Genomic DNA, 19,728 nt, shown 5'->3' on the forward strand with positions numbered 1-19,728 from the left:
GAAGATGATAAACAATGAGCTGTATGACAGATTATTGCGCAACAAAGGCATTTCAGTTCCGGGGCACAAGCACACCACAATTCCCCGTACAGGAGAATCTGGTTCCTTCAGCTTGTCCCCCGCGCAGCGCGGGATCTGGTTCCTCCAGCAGCTGCATCCGGGCAGCGCCGCCTTCAATAACAGCGCGGTGCTGAAGATCGAAGGGAACCTCGACACAGACTGCATGCGGGCAGCACTGCGCTCCCTGCTGGAGCGCCACGAACTGCTGAACGTGAATTACAGACTGCACCAGGGCGAACCGTGCGCTTGTCCTCACGCAGGAGACTTAGCTTTTGAAGTAGTGGGAGCGGAGGGCGGTGGCAAAGCCGCTTCTTCCGAATGGCTGCATGCCGAAATCACACATATTGCAGGCAGTCCGATAGACCTGGAGCATGATCCGCTAATTTCTTTTACACTGCTGCAGGTGAGTGAGCAGGAGCATATCTGGATCATCCGCATGCACCATATTGTAGCGGACGGCTGGTCCAAGGGGATTCTCCTTCGTGACTTCACACATCTGTATGAAGCAGAGTTGAACCGGACAGCACCAGACTTGCAGCCGCTTACGATCCAGTACCGGGACTATGTACGGTGGCTTGAGAGCCGGAGGGAAGAGACGGCGTATGCACGGGATATGGCATTCTGGCTGGACAAGCTGGAAGGCGCGCCTCCTATGCTGGACATACCCGCCGATTTTAAACGGCCAAGCTCCATGTCGGGCTTGGGAGGTATGGAGTCGTTTCGGATAGAGCCTGACGTGTATGAGCGCATTGGCAGCTTTTGCCGGAAGGAACGCTTATCGGTGTTTCATTTCCTGCTGACCGTCTTCAAGACGCTGCTCTTCCGGTACTGTGCAGAAGAAGATTTGCTTGTCGGAACGCCGGTAGCCGGACGGACAAGAACCGAGGTGGAGCCACTGATAGGGATGTTCGTGAATACTGTGGTAGTCCGTACGCAGCCGCGGGACGACCTGTCTTTTATAGACTATGCAAGGAGCGTTCAGGAAGAGGCTTTGCTGGCTTTTGACCATCAGGACCTGCCGTTCGATCTGCTTGTCGAGAGGCTGAACCCGGACCGCGAGCGAAGCGTACAGCCCGTCTTTCAGACCACGTTCCAGCTCGATAATCTGGAGATACCTGTTATGGAAGCGCAAGGTCTCCGCTTATCAGCCGTCCCGCTGGACATCGGGATTGCCCAGAATGATCTGTCCGTATCCTGCTGGGAGGAGGACGGAGCACTGCGGGGGACTTTTGAATTCAGCTCCGATCTGTTCACAAGAGCAACGATGAGACGAATGATCGGGCATTTTATCCGGCTGGCGGTGGCAGCTCTGGACGATCCGCAGGAGACGCTTGGACGGCTCAATCTGCTGGAGGCCTCAGAAGAGAAGATGATTTTACGGTCATGGAACGAAACGGAGCAACCAGTACCGGAACATGGATTTATAAGGTGGATCGAACGCAGAGCTGCCCAAACTCCAGAGAAATGCGCGGTGCTTGAGGGAGAACATACACTTAGTTACCGCGGCCTGAACCAGTGGGCGAACCGTCTTGCGGCACAGCTTATGGAGAAGAGCCTGCACGGGGAGACGCCGGTGATCGTCTGCCTTCCCTCCTCGGGACGTTTTGTGGCGGCTGCACTTGCCGTATCCAAAGCAGGGGGAGCCGTGGTGCCCGTTGATCCTGCGATGCCCCGGGAACGTATCCAGCAGATGGTGGAGGAGCTTGGCGACGTGTATGCACTTAGTGATGCCGTCCATTCCGAGTTGCTGTCGCTCCCGCCAGAACGGGTAATCTTGCTGGAGGAGCAGATCCCCGTGTTCGGTGAGCAGGACGAGCGGGGACCGGACAATGGATTATCGCCGCAGGCGCTCGCTTTTATCATCTTTACTTCCGGTTCGACAGGGGTTCCTAAAGGAGTCCTTCTGGAGCGGCGCAGCATCGACAATCTGGTCCACTCCTTTCTTTCATCGTACCAGGCGACGGACTTGGATCGTCTGCTGCCCATTACATCGGTTGCTTCTGCCAGTTTCATCGGAGAGTCGCTGCCGATTCTGGCTGCCGGAGGGACTCTCGTCTTGCCGGATACCGAAACCGTGCTACACCCGGGCAAGCTGCGGGCCTACATGGAGCAGCATCACATTACGATCCTCAGCACCGTACCCTCTATGATTCGGTCCTTGAATAGCGACGGCGGAACTTCTTCCCTGCTTCGCCTCATTCTGAGTGGTGGAGAGACTCTGCTGCCCACACATGTGGACAGGCTGCGCGGAATGGACATTGCCAACGGGTATGGACTATCGGAATCTGGCGTGTGCAGTACGTATAAGTTACTGAAGCCCGGCCAGGACGGGGAGCAAGCCGTTTCCGCCTCACTGGGCAGACCGGTAGCCAATCAGCAAGTCTATGTGCTGGACTCTCATCTACGGCCGGTTCCGATTGGGGTCAAGGGACAAATCTGCATCTCTGGACACGGATTGGCCCGTGGATATTTGAATCGTCGTGACTTGACCGAAGCGGCATTTGTTCCCCATCCATTCCGCCAAGGCGAGCGGCTGCTTCTGACAGGGGATACCGGATATTTGCTCCCCGGCGGCGAGCTTGCCTTTATCGGCCGCAGCGACCGGCAGGTCCAAATCCGCGGGTACCGGATTGAACTAAGTGAAGTAGAGCGGCATTTGTGCACGTTCCCGGAAGTCGAAGAGGCGGCTGTGCATCCTCAGCCCGATTTTGAAGGCAACCTGCGGCTGATCGCGTATTATACGGTCCGCAGCCAAGCGAGCATTATCGGCCAGCAATTGGCACATTGGCTGGAGTCGCGGATTCCTTCATATATGAAGCCAGCTACTTATATTCAATTGGAGCGCATTCCTTACAATGCCAATGGCAAGCTGGAGGTTTCTGCCCTTCCGCAGCCTGGCGAGAGCCTTGCCCGTAACGGGGCCGCCTATGAACAGCCCCAGACCGCCGCAGAGAAAACCATCGCAAAAGTCTGGGAGGAGATTCTTCAGCTCCGGCACTTTGGCGTGGAAGACAACTTTTTTGATCTGGGCGGACATTCGCTGCTGCTCGCCAAAGTGCATGACCGGCTCAGCCGGGAATTTCCCGTTCCGCTGACGCTGGTGGATTTGTTCAAATACCCGACGGTCCGTTCACTTGCCGGATATCTCAGCGAAGGTTCGCGCGATTCTCTGGGGACTGACATTTACGAGACGGCCGCGAAGCAAAAAAACGCATTTCTCCGTTACCGGAAAAAAGCTCCTTCCGTAGCGGTTCGCAGCACCATAGAGAAGGAGGAATAGATGCTATGAGTCATCCTGAGTATCCTTATAACGGAAATGAAATTGCGGTCATCGGCATGGCGGGAAGGTTCCCTCAGTCCGAGAACCTGGAGGCCTTCTGGAGGAATCTGACCGAGGGAAAAGAGTGTATTTCCCATTACTCCAGCCGGGAACTGGAGGAGGCGGGCATTGACCCCGGAATACTGAGTCAGCCGAATTATGTCCGGGCCAAAGGGGAAATCGGCCAGCTCGATGCATTCGATGCCGCTTTTTTCGGGATCAATCCCAAGGATGCGGAGCTTATGGACCCCCAACATCGGATGATGCTCGAATGTGCTTGGGAAGCGCTGGAGCATGCTGGCTACCAATCCTCGGAATGCGGAGGCTCCGTGGGCGTTTTTGCCGGAAAAAGCATGAGCTCATATCTGTTCCTGAACCTCTATCCTCATATTCAAAAAATGCTGGCCACCGGCAATTTGCAGGCAGCCATCGGCAATGACAAGGACAGTATGGCTACAACGATCTCCTATCGCCTGAACCTCAAAGGCCCGTCTATGGCGGTGCAGTCCTCGTCGTCCACCTCTCTGGTCTCCGTCTGCATGGCAGCACAGAGCCTGTTGACCTATCAATGTGACATGGCGCTGGCTGGTGGCATCACGGTTGGCCCGCCTGAACGTGCAGGCTACCTGTTTGAGCCTGGAGGAATTATGTCGGCGGATGGGCACTGCCGAGCTTTTGACGAGAACAGCAGCGGATTTGTTCCGGGCAACGGTTACGGTCTTGTCGTGCTGAAACGGCTGGATGAAGCGATCCGCGACAAGGATCATATCTGGTCTGTCATCAAGGGGTTTGCCGTCAACAATGACGGAGCGGATAAAATCAGCTATACCGCGCCAAGCGTAGGCGCACAATCCGAAGTCATCGCTTCGGCCCAGGCGCTGGCAGAGGTTCACCCGCAGACGATCGGTTACGTTGAAGCGCATGGCACCGGCACCCGAATGGGAGATCCCATTGAAATAGAGGCGTTGACCCAAGCGTTCCGCCTTGGCACGAATCAGCGCGGGTATTGCCCAATCGGTTCGGTCAAAACGAACATAGGGCATCTGGATTCTGCCGCCGGCATTGCCGGATTCATCAAAGCGACGCTCATGCTGCACCACAAGCAAATTCCGCCGACGCTCAATTATGAGCGCCCTAATCCGGCGATTGACTTTGACGGCAGTCCTTTTTACGTAAATACAGGGCTTACGGATTGGCCCGAGCAAGCCTACCCGCGTCGCGCCGGAGTAAACTCGCTCGGTATGGGCGGCACCAATGCCCACGTGGTCCTTGAAGAGGGTCCACGTATGTACAGTGCACCAGTCGCGCCGGGGTGTCATATTCTTCCAGTATCGGCGAAATCCGAGACCTCCCTGGCTGGTAATCTGTCCCGGCTGCAGCACTATTTACGCGAAGAGACGCAGACGAAATTAGCGGATGTAGCATATACACTGTCGGTTGGCCGGCAGGCTTTTGGGATCAGGGCGGCTGTGGTCTGCTCCACGCAGGAAGAAGCTGTCCTGGCAATGGAAGCGGCCGACCCGCAAGCGGTATACCAGGGAGAAAGTCCTTCCAGGAACCGTCCTGTGGTGTTTATGTTCACGGGGCAAGGCTCGCAATATATGGGGATGGCGGCAGGCCTATATGCTGCTGAGCCGGTATTTCGCGAGTATTACGACCGCTGCGCAGTGCAGATCCAAAGCCTGACGGGGATGGATATCAAGCTATTGATGCAATCCGTTAACAATCACCCGCAAATACTGGATGTGAACGAGACCGCGCTTACCCAGCCGCTGTTATTTGCTGTTGAGTACGCAATGACCCAGCTCCTGATCAGCCGGGGACTTCGTCCACAGGCCATGATCGGCCATAGTCTGGGAGAGTACGCCGCAGCCGCAATCGCAGGTGTGTTCCGTCTCGAAGATGCCGTTATGCTGGTCTGCCGCAGGGCAGAGTGGATGTCCCGGACCGAAAGAGGAGCGATGCTGGCAGTTGGGCTCAGCCGTGAGGCAGTAAACGGATATCTACAAGAGAGAATTACGCTGGCAGCGGTCAACAGCCCAAGTCTATGCGTGTTGTCGGGAGAAGAAGCCGCCATTGCCGGACTGGAACAGCGGCTGACGGAAGAAGGGGTTTTTAATAAAAAACTATCCACCTCTCACGCCTTCCATTCGCCGCTGATGCAGCCGATGGCCGCCGCTTACCGTGAGTTGTTGATGCAGGTGGAATTAAAGGAACCCTCTGTTCCAATAATGTCCTGTCTTACCGGTACCTGGCTGAAGGCAGAGGAGGCTATCGATCCCGAGTACTGGACACGGCATATTCTCGACCCGGTTGTCTTTATGGATGGACTTGGGGCCCTGCTGCGCGAAGGAAACCGGTTGTTTGTGGAATTAGGACCAGGCTCCACATTATGTGGTCTGGGGCGGCAGAACCCGGCAGCGGCTGAAGACAGTGTGTGGGTGCCCGCCTTGCGTTCTGTCCACGGACAAGACGAGGACACGCGGGTGTTGGCACAGGCTATAGCCAACCTATGGGTATGTGGTGCAGATCTGGACTGGGGGCTTTATTTCGGAAATGAGACGTGCCGGCGGGTTCCGTTGCCAACGTATGCGTTCTCCCGGCAGAGCTACTGGGTATATCCCGAAGCTGCCCCGTCCGGCACAAATGCCTCGGTTACGGCTACGTCAGGGACACAAGCATCCGGGATATCCGTGCCGTTCAGTTCCATTCCCGAGCAACCTCAAACCGGATCACGCCATGCCCGCCCCAAGGTAACGGCAGCGTACCGTGCGCCGGAGGGGAGCATTGAGCAACAGCTTGTGGAGATTTTGGAACGGGAGCTTCATATTCAACCGGTGGGTGCGGATGATAACTTTTTCGAGCTGGGAGGTCATTCGCTGCTGGCCACCCAGGTACTTGACCGGATTCGGCAAGCTTTGGGCGTACAACTGTCCATCGAGAACATCTTTCTGCACCCGACCGTAAGCGGAATGGCTCAAGTGCTGGAGAACACCTCCGGAGGGACCCGCAAAGAGCAATCCATTGTAAGTTTGTTCCAGGAAATAGCTGCTATGAGCAGTGGCGAAATCGTCAGCAGCCTTGCAGATGACAAACTCAAACCGAGCGGAGGGAAGGGGTAATGGCCGAACAAGTAGCCTTATCCTCATTGTCGCCTGAGCAAAAACAATGGTTCCGGCTGCAAATGCGTGAACGGGGCATTCCCGTGCTGCAAATTCCATTGGAAAAACAAACACGCGATGGCAATGGATTAGCGTTGTCCTACAGCCAGGAGCGTTTATGGCTGATGGAGCAGCTAGGCGGCACCGCCTCCAGTTATCATCTGCATCAGGCAATCCGAATTACCGGTGCTCTTGAGAAGGGGCATTTGGAAGCCAGTCTGCGCCTGCTGGCGGCCGGTCACGAGAGCTTCCGGACCTCATTCACCGCAGCAGAGGGGAAGCCGCAGCAGCACATCGCCGCCGACAGCGTCATTCCGCTGCTGCAGGTCAAGGTCACAGGGGCAACAGAAGCGGAGCGGCTGCGCCTAGTCGAACAAGCGGCTCAGCCGCTGCTCACGCAGCCGTTTGATCTCGGCAGGCCGCCATTGCTGCGCGCCGGATTGTACGAGCTGGCAGAGGATGACCACATGCTTGTGTTCGTCATTCATCATATTGTTGCCGATGGCTGGTCGCTTAGATTGCTTACAGAAGAATGGGTGCAGCTCTATAACGTATTATGCAAAGGTCAGAGCCTACCGCATAATCAGCGTGAATACGACTATGCCGATTATGCCTGCTGGCAGAGAGAATGGATGCAGGCAGAGATGCTGACGGAAGGTCTGCATTACTGGAAGGAGCAACTGCAGGGCGCGGATCCTTTCTATACAATTCCTTCACACCGCCCGCGCCCGCGCTTGCTGACCTCGGGCGGAGATAGCTGCACGCTGCGGATCGAAGCGGAAGAGCTTGAAGCGCTCAGAGTTCTCGCAAGGTCTGCAGGCGCCTCGCTCTTTATGATTGTACTGGCTGCCTTCAACGTGCTGCTGTACAGATATACCGGCAGGGGAGATGTTGTGGTCGGTACTCCGACGGCAGGAAGATGCCGGGAAGAAACCGAAGAGATGCTGGGCTGCTTCGTGAACAATGTGGTGTTAAGAACGGATATCCGCGAAGCGGGCAGCTTCACAGAGGTCCTGCAACTGACCATGCAGACAGTGCTTGGAGCCCTGAAAGCTCAGGAAATCCCGTTCGAGCATGTACTGGATGCATTGAATCCGCCCCGGGACATGGCATATTCGCCTTTATTCCAGCTCTTTTTTATCTTTCAGCAAGGCGGCATGTCATTGGATCAACTGGACGGTGCTGTCTGCACGCCGCAGAAGTGGACTCAGCCGTCTGCTAAATTCGATATCACACTGGAAGTTATCGAACATCTCCACCATTTGGATGTAATGCTGGAATACAACACCGATCTCTATGACAAAAGAATAGCAGAAGGTCTGCTCGCCAACTATGTCTGGATGCTTGGGAATTTGCCGGCGAAAACGCAGCAGACGCTCCCGCAGCTTCCATTGATTTCCCCGTTTGAAGAAGCGGAGCTGCAAAAGGCAGGCATCGGCCCGGGTGTTGTTTACCCGGAGCGATCGACACTGTATTCACTGGTGGAGCGGCAAGCCGCAGCCAATCCGTCAGCCGTGGCAATTGTATGCGGCCCTCGTTCCTATACTTATGCCGAATTGTATGGGGCGGCAGAGCGGTTAGCAGCCTATTTGCAGTGCTCAGTCGGCGCAGGGCCGGGCCACCGCGTTGGCATCTGTGCCCGTCCTTCGTTCGAGCTGGCGGCAGGCATCCTGGGCATTCTGATCAGCGGCAGCGCTTATGTTCCGCTCGACCCGGCCTTTCCAGAGCAGCGGCTGCAATACATCGCGGGCCACGCCGAACTGGACTGCATTCTGGTAGATCATCCTGCGGAGGCCGAGCGGTTCGGCGACCATCGCTGCTGCGACATCAGCCCAGGCAGCCCATGTTGGCAGACTAATCGTGCTCTGTCTGACTCCAAGGCATCTGAAAGACCTCATCACGCTTATATGATTTATACCTCCGGGAGTACAGGCCAGCCCAAAGGGGTAGCCGTGACTCACCGGAATGCGGTCCATTTCCTCTATGCCATGCAGGATCTGCTGCATGTGACATCCGAGGATTCGCTGTTGTCTGTGACGACATGCTCATTTGATATTTTCTTGCTCGAACTGTTTTTGCCATTATCCGCAGGGGCAACGATGATCTTCCCACAGGAGGGAAGCAGCAGCGATCCAGGACTGCTTATGGAGAATATGAATCGTTATAAGCCGACCTTTATGCAGGCAACACCGGTATTGTGGCGGCTGCTGCTGGCAGAGGGCTGGAAGGGTTCGGAACACATGACTGTACTCTGCGGTGGTGAGGAACTGAGGCCGGAGCTTGCTGCACAATTGTTGCACCGGGGTAAAGCGGTATGGAACCTGTACGGTCCCACCGAAACGGCGGTATGGTCTCTGGCCCACAAGCTTACGCCGGATGACCTCCTGCACAAAGTCCCGATTGGCAGACCGATCGGACGTACAACCTGCTTGGTCCTGGATGAAGCGCTGGCTCTTGTGCCATTCGGAGCCGAAGGTACACTGTACATCGGAGGTGACGGCGTAACGGACGGCTATCACCGTCAGCCGGAGCTGACCGCGCAGAAGTTCATCATGAACCCGCTGGACCAGGCGGGAGGGCGGCTATTCAATACGGGGGACCGGGTCCGGCTGCTGCCTGGAGGAGAAATGGTCTATCTCGGCCGTAAAGACCAGCAGCTCAAGCTGCGGGGCTTCCGTATCGAGCCTTCTGAGATTGAACAGCAGTTGAACCTTCAGCCAGAGATTGCGGCAAGCGCCGTAGTCGCTTGCGACGACGGACAGGGAGAACAACTGTTGGCTGCGTATTGGGTGCCGGCCCCTTTAGCCTCTGGCAAGGAGACCATTCCTGACGAGGCAGACTGGAAGGAAACACTCCGTGAGGTACTTCCCAGTTATATGATCCCGGCACGTTTTGTTAAGCTTGCTGAGCTGCCTTTGACACCAAACCGCAAGGTAGACCGGCAATTCCTTTCACGGCTGCCGCTGGACAAGGCGGTATTAACCCGCAGTTACACAGCGCCGCGAAGCACAACTGAGATCCAGCTCGCCGAGGTATGGGGAGAGGTGCTGAACCTGACCAGCGTCGGAATACATGATCATTTTTTTGATTTGGGCGGTAATTCTTTGTTGGCTGTCAAGCTGCTGACTGAAATCCGCTCCAGGATGCAGGTGGAGCTGACGCTCCGGGAGCTGCTCATCGCTTCCACCATTGCCAACATGGCAACTGAACTGGATGACGCTGCGGTGGCACCTTTGTCAGAGACGGGAAGCTCAGCCAGAGTGGACTTACCCGAATTTACAGTGTCGCCGCAAGAAGCCTTTGAACCTTTTCCTTTGACCGAAGTACAGATGGCCTATTGGAGCGGAAGACGGACAGGCAGCGCCGCCACTCATGTCTATCAGGAGATGGAGTTTGCGGGTCTTGATATTGAACGTTTCGAACAGTGCTTCCAGACGCTCATTAAGCGGCATCCTATGCTGCGGGCAATGGTCTTGCCGGACGGCATGCAGCAGATTCTGGAAGAGGTCCCGCCTTACCCGGTGAGAATGGCAGACGCAAGCGGCTGCTCCGAAGCGGAGCGCGTCTCACGGCTGGACGACATCCGTCAAGTGATGTCGCAGACCATTCATACCGGCAGTTGGCCGATGTTCGCCATTGAAGCGACCCGGCTGCCCGAAGGACTGACCCGGCTGCATATCAGCTTTGACCTTATGATCGCCGATGCACTGAGTTTTCGGATTATTCTGGAGGAACTGGCTGCGCTGTATGCCGGAACAGCCCAATTGCCACCACTGGAAGCAACTTTCCGTGATTATGTGCTGTCCTTGCTGTCCGTAACCTCTGCAGACCGTTATAGAATGGCGCAGACCTATTGGCAAGAGCGGCTACCCCGCCTCCCGGCCGGTCCGCATTTGCCTGTTGCGGTTTCTCAAGGCTTGAAGCGGCAGGAATTTAAGCGCTGGAAGGCCGTTCTGCAGGCCAGTCTCTGGTCGAAGCTGTCAGCGGCGGCACGCAAACGGGGGTTAACTTCCTCCGCATTGCTGCTCGCCTGTTATGCGGAAGTACTTGCGCTGTATGCAAAGCAGCCGCATTTCCTGTTGAATCTAACGCTGTTTAACCGTCTCCCGCTGCATCCGCAAATGGAACATTTGGTTGGCGATTTCACAACCATCAGTCTGCTGGAGGTCGATTACCGTGAACCTCTTCCTTTTGGCAGCAGGGCTGGGCAGCTCCAGAAACGTCTGTGGACTGATCTCGATCACCGCCTTTACAGTGGCATCCGTGTGACAGAACAGCTTATGGCCCACAGCATTCTGAGTGAACCGGTTCCGGTGGTGTTCACAAGCCTGCTGGACTTGTCTGACAGGGAGGGGACGACAGCCGGATTTGATCAGATCTTCCAGCGGAGGAATGAATCCGAGACGGAAGCACGCAGTCTGTCGGAGACACCTCAGGTATGGCTGGATCACCAGGTAGCTGAACGGGACGGCGAGCTTCACTACAATTGGGACGCGGCCCTGAGCAAGTTCCCGCCGGGAGTGCTGGATGAGATGTTTGCCATCTATGGAAGCTTGCTGCGCCGTTTGGCAGAAGAAGAAGAGGCCTGGGAGCAGGCCCTGCCGCTGGCCGATTCGGGTTCAGCCGGATTCGCACACCGCCTGAGACTGGCGGAAATTGACACACGGCACCGACACAAACAGGAGACGCAGGACATTGCCTTGCATCATGGCTTTCAGTGGATGGCCCGCACTCAGCCCAATGCTCCGGCCCTGATTGTGGGCGGATATACGTTCTCTTACGGAGAGTTGAACCGCAAAGCCAATGCTATAGCGCATCAGTTGGTGGCGTATGGCATACAGCCGGAGACATTAGTTGCCGTAGTGATGGAAAAAGGCTGGGAGCAGGTAGCGGCGGTTCTAGGGATCTTAAAGGCCGGAGCGGCCTACCTGCCGGTAGATGCAGGTCTGCCTGCCTACCGCATTGGAGAGCTGCTGGAGCTCGGACAGGTTCAAGTGGTACTGGTCCAGTCCTCTGTCCCTGTAGGTGATTGGACCACTACCGGTATTAAGACCCTAGAGGTCAGCGAAAATACCGGAAACGAAGAGACGCCGGAATATGGAGGCAATGCAGACGGAATAGGCGAGCAACTGGCCTACGTTTTATTCACTTCCGGCAGTACAGGAACGCCTAAAGGGGTGATGATCAGCCATATAGCCGCGGTTAATACGTTGACCGATATTCACCGCAGCCAGGGGCTGAACCCGCAGGATCTCGTGCTTGGCCTTTCTTCGCTAAGCTTCGATTTGTCCGTATTCGACATCTTCGGCTGCTTGGCGGCAGGAGGCACACTTGTGCTGCCAGAGCCGCAGCGGCTGCGCGATCCAGCACACTGGCTGGAGCTAATGCAGAAGCACCGGGTTACGGTCTGGAACAGCGTTCCCGCCTTCATGAACATGCTATTGATCTATGCCGCATCTGAGGTACGGCTGGACTCCCTCAGACTGTGCCTGCTGAGCGGAGACTGGATTCCTTCTACTCTTCCGGGAGCTATTCGCCGCCTAAGTACTCAGGCCGAGGTTATTGCGCTTGGCGGGGCAACCGAAGCAGCGATCTGGTCGATTCAGTTCCCGGTTCACACTGTCGATCCGGCTTGGACCAACATTCCCTATGGTCTATCCATGTCCGGCCAGCGTGTATATGTGCTGAATGCACGGATGGAAGAATGTCCAGTATCGGTGCCGGGAGAGTTATATATTGGCGGTCTGGGTGTTGCCAGCGGCTACTGGCGGGATGAGCTCCGCTCTGCTGAACGCTTTGTCATGTCGCCTATCACCGGAGAACGCCTCTACCGGACGGGGGATTGGGGCCGCTATGGATCAGACGGGGTCATTGAATTCCTTGGACGCGACGACCTCCAGATCAAAATCAGCGGCTACCGCATTGAGTTAAGCGAAATCGAAAGCACCCTGAAGACCTGTCCCGGCATTCAAGAGGCTACTGTGCTTGCTGAAGGAGAGGAGGACGCGAGACGTCTGCGCGCTTTTGTGGTTCTCGGTTCGGAACGGCAACCCATGCCGGACCCGGCTGCACTGCGTTCCCATCTGCGCTCCCGGCTTCCAGGCTACATGGTTCCTTACAGCATAAGCATTCTCGAAGAATTCCCTTTGACTCCCAACGGCAAAACTGACCGCAAAGCACTCCTGGCCATTCTGCCTGAGACGATTGAACCCGCAGTGGGGCCGACGCAATCCGTACTGGAAGAAGGTATTATCTCCATTTGGAAGGAACTGCTGAACCGTCCGCATATCGGCAGGGATGAGCATTTTTTCGACCTTGGCGGCAATTCGCTCAAGCTGGTTCAGATGCAATTGAAGCTGCAGGGGATGCTGAACCGCGAGATTCCTATCATCGAACTGTTCAGGCATACTTCCGTCGCAGCGATGGTTGAATTTTTCGGAAGTGCTTCAGTGGACAAGTCCCCTACAGGTATGGAGCAAAAAGCGGCGGACCGCGCGGACAGACGGTTTCAAGCAAGACAGACGCGCCGCAGATGATTTTGAACATAAGGGAGGAAACACAGTGAGCAAGGAACAGTCGGAGCAGGATATAAGCAATGATATCGCCATCGTCAGCATGGTGTGCCGTTTCCCCGGGGTGGATACCGTGGAGCAGTATTGGGAGCTTCTAGCTAGTGGGACGGATGCGCTTCAGCTAAGCCCCGCACCGGCAGGACCAGGCATAGAACCCCTGAACCGCTTGGGGACCGAAGGTCTGATCCCGGTGAATACTTCATTGAAGGACACTGAGAAATTTGATGCTGCCTTCTTCAAGCTGACCAGCAGGGAAGCCGAAATCACCGATCCGCAGCATCGGCTTTTTATGGAGAACGCCTGGAAGGTACTGGAGAAGGCAGGGTATAACCCGCTGAATTATCCCGGACTGATTGGTTTGTTCGCGGGAGTCAGCACCAGTACTTACCTGATTAACCACTTACTTGCGGACAGGGACCGGAACGAATCCGTCAGTGATTTGCAGCTTATGATCGCCAATGACAAGGACCATATGACCGCCCAAATTGCCTATCGCCTAAATATTTGCGGACCTGTCGTTGCCGTACAAACTTCTTGTTCGACTTCTCTCGTAGCAACGCATCTGGCCTGTGAAAGTCTGCTCAGCGGACAATGCGACCTTGCACTGGCAGGGGGCGTGACGCTCAAATTCCCGCAAGTTCCGGGCTATCTGCATCGCCAAGGGGGGCTGACCGCAGCAGATGGGATGATTCACGCTTTTGACGCAGAGGCTACTGGGACTGTATACAGCAATGGCCTGGGAATCGTCGTCTTGAAAAGGCTTGAAGATGCACTGCGGGACGGAGATATGATCCAGGCCGTAATCAAAGGTTCGGCAATTAACAGCGACGGCGCTAACCGGATCGGCTACGCTGCTCCCGGTGTAGATGGCCAGGCGGCGGTCATTGCTGAAGCCATGAGCATCGCACAAGTCCAGCCGGATGCAATCAGCTACGTTGAAGCTCACGGCAGCGGCACGCCGCTTGGAGATGATATTGAGCTTGAGGCGCTAAGCAGAGCGTTTGCAGCGGCGCGCTCCAACCGTTTTTGTGCAATTGGTTCGGCCAAAACCAACATCGGCCATGTCGAGATGGCTTCTGGGGCAGCCGGTCTGATCAAAACAGCCTTGGCGCTCAAGCACAGGAAAATTCCGGCAAGCCTTCATTTTGAGACACCCAATCCCAAGCTTGAGGAGCAAAGCAGCCCCTTCTACGTAAATGATATGCTTGCTGACTGGGATGCCGGGGAACATGGGCGGTATGCCGGAATCAGCTCCTTTGGACTAGGTGGAATCAATGCTCATTTGGTGCTAACAGAAGCACCGGTTCAGGCGAAAGGGGATGCGGAGAAACGCTGCGAGCTTCTGGTCCTGTCGGCCAAGACAGCAAGTGCGCTGGAGCGGATGTGCGCCAATATGGCGGCCCATATAGAAATACACCCGCAGCTTAATCTAAGCGACTTGGCCTATACCCTTAAGACAGGACGGGCGGTATTTGCCGTTTCAAAAGCTATTGTCTTTCGCGGGCGCACCGATTTGCTGGAGCAGCTAAGGGCTGCGAGTGTAATCGGAACTACACGTCAGGGATCTGCAGCGGAGGGCAAGCAGGCAGTTTGTTTAAGCTTCTCCCAAAGCTGTGTGCTCTCTGCAGAGGAGGCTCGCGATTTATACGAATCGAGTCCGACATTTCAGCAGTTGATTAGTGAGCTGTCCGACCAAATCCGCCGCTCATATCCACTCGACCTGCGACATTATGTTCGGTCCGCCCTTGCACCTGAACCATCTTCTGCTACCGCGAGAATGCTGTCGTTTGCGCTGCAATTGGCGCTTGGCCGCCTGTTCCTTGGCTGGGGTATCCAAGCCTCTTCCATCGTTGGTACCGGAATAGGCGACTGGGTCAGACAGGTGTTGAAGGGCGAATGCGCCCTGGAGGATGCTTTACATCAGCCCTACAGCGAAGACAAGGATCATACTTCCGGTCATGCACCTGTGCAGGAGGAGCAGGTCTATGTCCTGAACCTGGGCAAGCCCAGCCAATCCGACGGGCAGATTGCAGCGGCAGGTCAAGTACCCGGACTCTATTGGCTGCAAAGCGAAATCGCCCGATTATGGCTGGCAGGCGCTGAACTGGATTGGGTGCTGTATTACGAAGGAGAACGCAGACGCAAGCTAGAGCTCCCAACCTATCCTTTTGAACGAGGTGTATTCTGGATCGGCCCTTCCAGCGGGCGTGCCACAGCAGATGTTGAGAGTGGAAGCCGCCAAGGAAACAGAATGGCAGACAATAACTATTATCAGCAGAAAGTCAAAGAAATCTGGGAGCAGAGCCTTGGGCTCGAGATCGCGGATGGACAGGAGACCTTCTTCGAGCTGGGCGGGCATTCCCTGCTGGCGACCCAAATTTTGTTTGTGATGAACAAGACCTTCTGTACAGAAATTACGCTCCAGCAATTTTTCAATCATCCTACTGTGGACGATCTGGCTGCATTGGCAGCAGAGCAAGCCGGGCAAGGCATCAGTGCGTATACTGATCTTCCCGAGGTGCAGATTGCCTTGGCCGAGCGGTATGATCCCTTTCCACTGACCGATGTGCAAAAGGCCTACTGGATCGGCCGTTCGGAGGGCCTAGAGCTTGGAAATGTATCGACCCATATGTATTTTGAAAATGATGTCGCTGACCTTAATCTAAGCACGTTCCAGCAGGCGTTCCAAGCGCTGATTGAGCGGCATGATATGCTTCGCTCGGTGATTCTTCCGGATGGGCAGCAGCAGATTCTGCCTCAAGTTCCCAGCTATATAATCCGTTCCTATGACATCACCGCTTTTGGGGAAGAGGAGCGAAGCGCCCATGTGCAGTCCATTCGTGAAGAGATGTCGCACCAGGTGCTGGATTGCTGCCAGTGGCCGTTGTTTGATGTCCGCGCGACGCGGCTGCCTGAAGGCCGGGTCCGGCTGCATATCAGCGTCGATCTGCTAATCGCCGATGCCTGGAGCCTGGAGCTGCTGCTGCGCGAGCTCTCTGTGCTGTATCTGAATCCAGCCCATGTCTTCGAGCCGCTGACCTTGTCCTTCCGCGATTATGTGCTGGCTACTGCAGAGATTGAAAAAAGCGAATTATTCCGCCGCTCCGAGACGTACTGGAAGGGCCGGCTGGACTCCCTGCCGATGGGACCGCAGTTTGAACTGGTGAAGGAACCGTCCCAAGTGCTGAAGCCGGAATTCAGACGGCGGCAGCATGTCATCTCCGCCCCACACTGGAAGCAGCTCAAAAAGAGAGCGGAAGGTTATGGCATTACCTCTACGGTGGCTTTACTGTCTGCTTTTTCGGAGGTGCTGACGTTATGGAGCCGCAAGGCGCATTTCGCCCTTAATCTGACCTTATTCAACCGTCTGCCGATCCATCCCGAAGTGGGCGAGGTCATTGGGGACTTCACCTCCCTGACTCTGCTGGAAATTGACAACCGCGAACCGGGTGCCTTCATCAGCCGGGCCCAGCGCCATCAGCGCAGGCTGCTTGAGGATATGGATCACCGCTATTTCAGCGGTGTGCGGGTGACGAGGGAGCTGCTGGCCAAATACAAAGAGCCATCGAAGGCGATTGTACCCGTAATATTCACAAGCATTCTGAATCAGACGGAACAAGCTGCGACCGAAGGACAGCCCGCCCAGGCCTTGCAGGAGGATCGCTACAGTGTCTCACAGACTCCTCAGGTGTGGCTGGATCACCAGGTGCTGGAACGGGATGGGGAGCTGCATTTCAATTGGGATTCTGTAGATGAACTGTTCCCGGCCGGCATGCTGGACGAGATGTTCGCTGCGTATTGCGGGCTGCTGGACATGCTGGCTAAGGAAGCACAAGTCTGGGATGAACCCCTGCCCCTGAGTATGGAGCTTTCGCGCAGGATGCCGCACCGCGAACGTCTTCATGAGGTTGCAACGTTCCATACCCGGCCACTGCCGCCTAATCCGTCACCTGGATCACTGCTGGAGCGTTACCACAACAATGTACGGCAACGACCGTCCGCAGTGGCACTTATCGCCTCCGGCCTACAGCTTAGTTATTCCGAATTGAATGACTACGCCGATTACGTTGCCGGTCAGCTTATCCTTAATGGAACCCGTCCGGGCGAACCGGTGGCCGTTGTGATGCACAAGGGCTGGGAGCAGATTGCTGCTGTTCTTGGGATTCTCAAGGCTGGCTGCGCGTATCTGCCCGTGGATGCCTCGCTTCCCCAAGCCCGGATAGCTGAGCTTCTGCGGCTTGGACAAGTCGCAAATGCCGTCATTCAGCCCCATTTGGATCACACAGATTGGCCGCAGCTTATGCATATTGTTCTTAACGGGCAGTGCAAGCCGGACGGCAAATACGGAGCAGAGGACCCGGAGGCAGCGGACCGCCTGGCGTATATTATGTTCACTTCAGGGAGCACGGGCGTTCCCAAAGGTGTCATGGTCAATCAGCGCTCTGTTCTCAATACCATTGAAGATATTCTTCACACTTATAAAGTTGGACCGCATGATGTCATGTTCGGCTTGTCTGCGCTGAACTTTGACCTGTCCGTGTTTGATATCTTCGGCATGCTCTCTGCAGGAGGCACACTCGTTCTGCCAGACAAGGATCATCTCCGGGATCCTGCACATTGGCTGGAGCTGATGAACCGGACAGGCGTAACCCTCTGGAATACAGTTCCTGCACTCCTCAGCATGCTTACGGAACTGGTCAAAGATACGAATTCGCCAGTCTGCAGCTCGCTGCGTCTGGCTCTGCTTAGCGGTGACTGGATACCGCTGGGCTTGCCTCAAGCAGCCAGCCGGTTGAAGCCAGGGCTTGAGGTGGTCTCGTTAGGCGGTGCCACCGAAGCAGCCATCTGGTCGATTGCTTACCCGGTTCAGGAGGTGTTGCCTGGCTGGACCAGCATTCCTTACGGACGTTCACTCGCCAATCAACGGGTTTACGTGCTGAACGAACGGATGGAGGAGTGCCCTATAGGCGTATGCGGGGAATTGTATATTGGGGGAGAAGGCCTCGCTATGGGCTACTGGCAGGATGAACTGCGAACCCTGGAACGATTCATCCGTCATCCTCTGACCGGCCAGCGGCTCTACCGCACCGGCGATCTCGGGAGATATGCGGAGGACGGAAATATAGAATTCTTGGGCCGGGAGGATCTGCAGATTAAGGTACACGGGCATCGCATTGAGCTAGGCGAGATCGAAGCTGCCCTGAAATCCCATCCGTATATCAAGGAGGCTACCGTAATCAGCCAAGGGGAAGGCGAACGCAAACGGTTATCCGCCTATGTGACCGTGGACCGTGAACAGGCTTACGGTGTCGCGGGGATGGCTGGGCAGGAATTGATTACAGGGGCAGTGGACCGGATGTTGTTCAAGCTGAATGAACCCGCATTGCGAAATAATCTATCCGGTAAAAGCTACAGTCTGGGCGATGCAGCGGAAGGCAACGATCCATTCTTGCGGCGGCGCAGCTACCGCAGCTTTGTGAAGGAACCGATTTCCCAGCAGCAATTCGGGGCATTTACGTCCGCTTTGTCACAAAGGACTTTCGATGGTCTTCCTTTTCCCAAGTTCCAATATGGTTCTGCAGGCGGGCTGTATCCAGTCCAGGTCTACTTCCATCTGAAGCCTGGAGCGGTAGAGGATCTGCCTGGCGGGCTGTATTATTACAACCGCAAGGAGCATCAGCTTGTACTGCTCGAAGAACATCCAAGGATGGATGCTGCCATTCATGCACCGGGGAACCGTGAAGTTTTTGAAGCTTCGGCCTTCCAGATTTTCCTGATCGGCTGCATGGATGCAATCGTCCCAATGTATGGACAGAAGGATGGCCTGGGCTATTCGATGATGGAAGCCGGGATCATCTCGCAGCTCTTGGAAGATAAAGGTCCTGAGCACGGAATTGGCTTAATTCAAATGGGTACTCTGGGCTTCGAACACATCCGCCCAATGTTCCGGCTGCGTAGTAACGATGTATATCTGCATTGCCTGCTTGGAGGCGGGATTACGCCTGAGCAGATGACTCTGTCTGGACAGGTGGAAGAGATGAACCTCTATTCTTCCAATAAAACCACAACCAAGGAGAGCAAACCGGACATCGGCAAAGCCCTAACCGTTTATTTAAAAGAGAAATTGCCTTCATACATGGTGCCGTCCGCTATACTGGAGCTGGAGAATTTCCCGCTGACAGCCAATGGCAAAGTAGACCGCAAAGCGCTTGCGCTTCTGGCACCGCAGCTCCCGGAAACCGATGAAGCGGCCGCTATGACGACAGGCGAACTCCCCTCTGGATCCGCTCCGTTGCTGCAGCAGATTGCGGATGCCTGGCGCAAAGTTCTGAACCGCCAGGATATTGGCCTGCAAGATAACTTCTTCGATCTTGGTGGTGATTCGATCAGTATGGTTGCGCTCTTCCGCGAATTACAGGAGGATTATGGAAGCAGGCTGACCATGATCGAACTATTCAGGTATCCGACGATTAAAGATCTCTGTGAATTTCTGCTGGAAGATGCAGCAGATTCACCGCCGCAGGAAGGCTTGCCCCTGGAGCGTGAACGGGCTGATTCCCGGCGCAGTTCCCTGGCCCAGTTAGCCGGCAAACAGCGGCAAGGCCGATAAACAACC

General features: G+C 55.6%; 4 protein-coding genes. All 4 read left to right on the top strand.

Translation table 11 applies throughout. From position 1 onward, the window contains the following. The first annotated feature begins 4 nt into the window (after nt 1-4). From ACAN56_RS01170 to ACAN56_RS01185, 4 genes are read left to right on the top strand one after another with little or no spacing between them, the layout of a single operon-like run. Nucleotides 5-3,340, top strand: coding sequence for a non-ribosomal peptide synthetase (locus ACAN56_RS01170; RefSeq protein WP_379139878.1), 3,336 nt, complete (start codon nt 5-7; stop codon nt 3,338-3,340). A gap of 5 nt (nt 3,341-3,345) precedes the next feature. Further along, on the top strand, nt 3,346-6,501 hold the full coding sequence (locus ACAN56_RS01175) for a type I polyketide synthase (RefSeq protein ID WP_379139880.1): 3,156 nt from the start codon (nt 3,346-3,348) through the stop codon (nt 6,499-6,501). Continuing rightward, nucleotides 6,501-13,076 (top strand): amino acid adenylation domain-containing protein, encoded by a 6,576-nt coding sequence (locus ACAN56_RS01180; RefSeq protein ID WP_379139882.1) that lies wholly within the window; start codon nt 6,501-6,503, stop codon nt 13,074-13,076. Before ACAN56_RS01175 ends, ACAN56_RS01180 begins: the two co-directional genes overlap by 1 nt. 25 nt (nt 13,077-13,101) lie before the next feature. Then, complete coding sequence (locus ACAN56_RS01185; protein WP_379139885.1) at nt 13,102-19,722, top strand: amino acid adenylation domain-containing protein; 6,621 nt, start codon at nt 13,102-13,104, stop codon at nt 19,720-19,722. The last annotated feature ends 6 nt before the right edge of the window (nt 19,723-19,728 follow it).

The sequence above is a fragment of the Paenibacillus paludis genome (assembly GCF_042610515.1).
Lineage (GTDB): Bacteria > Bacillota > Bacilli > Paenibacillales > Paenibacillaceae > Paenibacillus_AQ.

Coding starts and splice junctions, on each gene's coding strand:
- ACAN56_RS01170 (WP_379139878.1), top strand. CDS start 5: ATGATAAACAATGAGCTGTATGACAGATTATTGCGCAACAAAGGCATT.
- ACAN56_RS01175 (WP_379139880.1), top strand. CDS start 3,346: ATGAGTCATCCTGAGTATCCTTATAACGGAAATGAAATTGCGGTCATC.
- ACAN56_RS01180 (WP_379139882.1), top strand. CDS start 6,501: ATGGCCGAACAAGTAGCCTTATCCTCATTGTCGCCTGAGCAAAAACAA.